Genomic DNA, 3,455 nt, shown 5'->3' on the forward strand with positions numbered 1-3,455 from the left:
CGGGGAGGGAACCGCTGACGGCGGTTCGAACCCCGAGGGCCACGACGGCGGCGCGGACGGCACCGCGGGCGGGGAGGGAACCGCTGACGGCGGTTCGAACCCGGACGGCCACGACGGCGGCGCGGACGGAACCGCGTAGCCCCTTCTCATGCTGAGCCGCTGCGTCACCGTCGACCCTGTGGAGTTCGCGGCGCAGTACTGGGGCCGTAGGCCTCTGCTCAGCCGGTCCGGCGCTCTGCCCCGCGACTTCGGCGATCTGCTGTCGCCCTCGATGGTCGACGAGCTGGTCGCCGAGCGCGGGGTACGTGCGCCGTTCATCCGCATGGCCAAGGCCGGCGACGTACTGGCGCGCAACTGCTACCTCGACTCGGCCGGCTTCGGTGCAGAGATGCCCGACCAGGTGGACTCGGCGAAGGTGCTGACCGAGTTCGCCGCCGGCGCCACCATCGTGCTCCAGGGTCTGCACCGGTTGTGGCCGCCCATGATCGACTTCGTGCGCGGCATGGTCGACGACCTCGGGCACCCCGTTCAGGCGAACGCCTACGTCACGCCGCCGAACCAGACGGGATTCGAGACGCACTACGACGTTCACGACGTGTTCGTGTTGCAGACCTCCGGGCAGAAGCGGTGGATCGTGCACGAACCGGTGCACGAACACCCGCTGCCGTCGCAGCCGTGGACCGACCACCGTGGGGCGATCGCCCGGCGGGCGCAGGAAGAACCGGTCATCGACACGGTGCTCTCCGCGGGCGACGCACTGTATCTGCCACGGGGGTGGGTGCATTCGGCGCACGCGCTCGACACCACGTCGATTCACCTGACCGTCGGCGTCTCCGCGGTGACCCGCCTCGAGGTCCTGCAGGCCGTCGTCGACACCCTGACGACGGTCGAGGAGTTCCGGGCGTCGCTGCCGCTGGGACTCGATGCCACCGACACCGACGAGATGGTGGCCACCGCTTCGAAGATCATGGCCGAGGCGATCGAGAGTCTGCGCGACCGCGCCGCCGAACTCAGTGAGGGTGCGGCTCAGCGACTGTCGCGACGCCACGCCGATCGCACCCGCCCGGTGGCGGTCCGCCCACTGGCGACGCTGGTGGCCACCGAGAACGCAGGCGCCGTCACGGTCCGGTGGCGTCACGGCCTCGTCGGAAGCGTCGAGAAACGTGACGGCTCAGTCGTTCTGCGTCTGCCGGACCGGACCATCACCTTCCCCGAGTCATGTGCGCCCGCGGTCGAGGCACTGCACCAGGGCGCGGTCGTCGACGCGGATTCCCTGCCCGGCCTCGACCCCGCGGACGGCACGGTGCTCATCCGCAGGCTCCTGCGGGAGGCCGTCGTGGTGCCGGTGAGCGGAGGATGACCTCGGCGAAGCGCGAACCGTGCAGCGATCAGTCCCTCGCCCGCAACGACACCATGTACGGCACGGCCTCGGCGGGGCACTCCTGGTTGATGCTGGAATTGGCCGGGCCGTGGGGGCATTCGGCATTCCTGGACTCCGCCACCGTCATCGACCGCGAGCTCGGTCGTGCGATCGCGCGACGGGCCGAATCCGAGGGCATGCGTATCGCCGCGATCCGCCGCCCGGGTCGTCGCTCCGCCACCCCGCGCTGGCGCTGGTTCGTCGCACACTGCGACGAGGGCAGCGAGATGCTCCACCACGGTGAGGTCGACGATGCCCGGGGGTACCTGGACCTCGCCCTCGACGGCTCCGACGGCCACGTGTGCACCGATCCACTCGTCGCCGTCTGTGCCCACGGCAAGCACGATCAGTGTTGCGCGGTACGGGGGCGCTCCGCCACTGCGGCCATCGCCGCTGAGTTCCCCGAATTCACCTGGGAATGCTCGCATCTGGGTGGTGACCGGTTCGCCGCGACGATGCTCGTGTTGCCCGAGGGGCTGTGCTACGGCCGGGTGGACTCCACCAACTCGGCGGAACTGGTGCGCAAGTACCTCGACGGCAGGCTCGACAACCGATTCCTCCGGGGCCGGACATCGTTACCGCACCCGGTTCAGGCCGCACAGTATTTCGTCCGGGCGGCCTCGGGTGATGACCGCATCGCCGCGCTGTCGCCCATCCACGTCGAACGCGATGACCACACCGTCCGCGTCGTGCTCAGCGGCGACGCGGGCCCCGTGGAGGTCGTGCTCGCCGAAGAGTTGTCCGAGCCGCTTCTCTCGATGTGCTCGGCGAAGGCGTCGGGCCGGGTGCGCACCTTCGTGCTGGTGTCGATGACCCCGAGTTGACGTCGGCCGTAGGGCTGACGCCGCCGCTGCGATGAATCTCGGTTCCCGCGCCGGTCTACCCCTGTGGACCGTGTACAGGCGATCGACACAGGAGACGAACCATGGACACGACCGAGAACGCCCGCCCGCTGCCCCCGGTCGTCGACCGGCAGACGTGGCAGACCGAGATCGACCGGCTGTTGGTGCGCGAGAAGGCCCACACCAGGGAGGGAGACGCGATCGCGGCAGCACGACGTCGGCTGCCGATGGTGGAGGTCGATGCGTCGACACCCCTCGTGGGCGCCGACGGTGAGATCCCTCTGATCGACGTCTTCGAGGGCCGCAGCCAGCTTCTCGTGTACCTGCACATGTGGTACGACGGGAACCCGGCTCCCGAGCAGTGCGAAGGCTGCACCTTCTTCACCGGTCACGCGCAGGAGCTGTCCTATCTGCACGATCGCGACGTCACCTATGCGACGTTCTGCCAGGGGCCCTACCCCGAGAGCTCCCGCTACCGCGAGTTCATGGGCTGGCCCATGCCCTGGTACTCGCTGCGTGACGGGGCCGAGGAGCTGCTCGCAGGACGGTCTTTCGGCGCGTACGTCAGCTACCTTCGCGACGGCACAGGGGTTTTCGAGACCTACTGGAACACCGGTCGCGGGACCGAGGCGGGCGCGACGAGCTATCACCTGCTGGACCTCACCGTCTACGGGCGCCAGGAGACGTGGGAGGACTCGCCCGAGGGCTGGCCGCAGCCCTTCGGGACCGACGGGCAGCAGTTCCGCCATGACGGCCGGCCGACAGCGCAATGGTCGCGGCTGCACGCGGGACGGTCCGACGCTCTCGCCTGACGGCGATAGGATGCGTGACAGGTCACCCATCTGTTGATCGGAGACGTGTCGCGGTGCCGAAGCGTGAACCCTATCCGCTCAATGAGTCTCAGCAGCGCACCTGGCTGAACTACATGCGGGTGTACCACCGCCTCGAGTACGAGATGAACCGTCAGCTGCTCGCGGATTCCAACGTCTCGCTGGGGGATTACACCGTCATGAACGCGCTGTCGCAGGCGCCGGGACGACGGGCTCAGCTCACCAACCTGGCCACCACCATCGGGTGGGAACGCAGCCGGTTGTCACATCATCTCCAGCGAATGACGGGCCGGGGCCTGGTCGAGCGGGTCAAGTCCGACACCGACGGCCGCGCCACCGACGCGGTGCTGACCGCCGCCGGCT

General features: G+C 69.0%; 4 protein-coding genes. All 4 read left to right on the forward strand.

Translation table 11 applies throughout. The annotated features are described in order from the left end of the window. Positions 1–148 precede the first annotated feature (148 nt). Positions 149–1,360 carry a cupin domain-containing protein gene (locus tag Q2100_RS18055; protein WP_302915171.1) on the forward strand — a complete coding sequence of 404 codons (1,212 nt, stop codon included), beginning with the start codon at positions 149–151 and terminating at the stop codon, positions 1,358–1,360. Then, positions 1,357–2,244, forward strand: a complete 888-nt coding sequence (locus tag Q2100_RS18060; RefSeq protein WP_302915172.1) for a ferredoxin family protein — start codon at positions 1,357–1,359, stop codon at positions 2,242–2,244. The genes Q2100_RS18055 and Q2100_RS18060 overlap by 4 nt, the downstream gene beginning before the upstream one ends. 101 nt (positions 2,245–2,345) lie before the next feature. Then, complete coding sequence (locus tag Q2100_RS18065) at positions 2,346–3,074, forward strand: DUF899 family protein (protein WP_302915173.1); 729 nt, start codon at positions 2,346–2,348, stop codon at positions 3,072–3,074. Between the two features lie 53 nt (positions 3,075–3,127). Then, the coding region (locus Q2100_RS18070; protein WP_302915174.1) for a MarR family winged helix-turn-helix transcriptional regulator at positions 3,128–3,455 on the forward strand (328 nt) is incomplete at its 3' end.

This window comes from Mycolicibacterium arseniciresistens, from assembly GCF_030519285.1.
Classification (GTDB): domain Bacteria; phylum Actinomycetota; class Actinomycetes; order Mycobacteriales; family Mycobacteriaceae; genus Mycobacterium; species Mycobacterium arseniciresistens.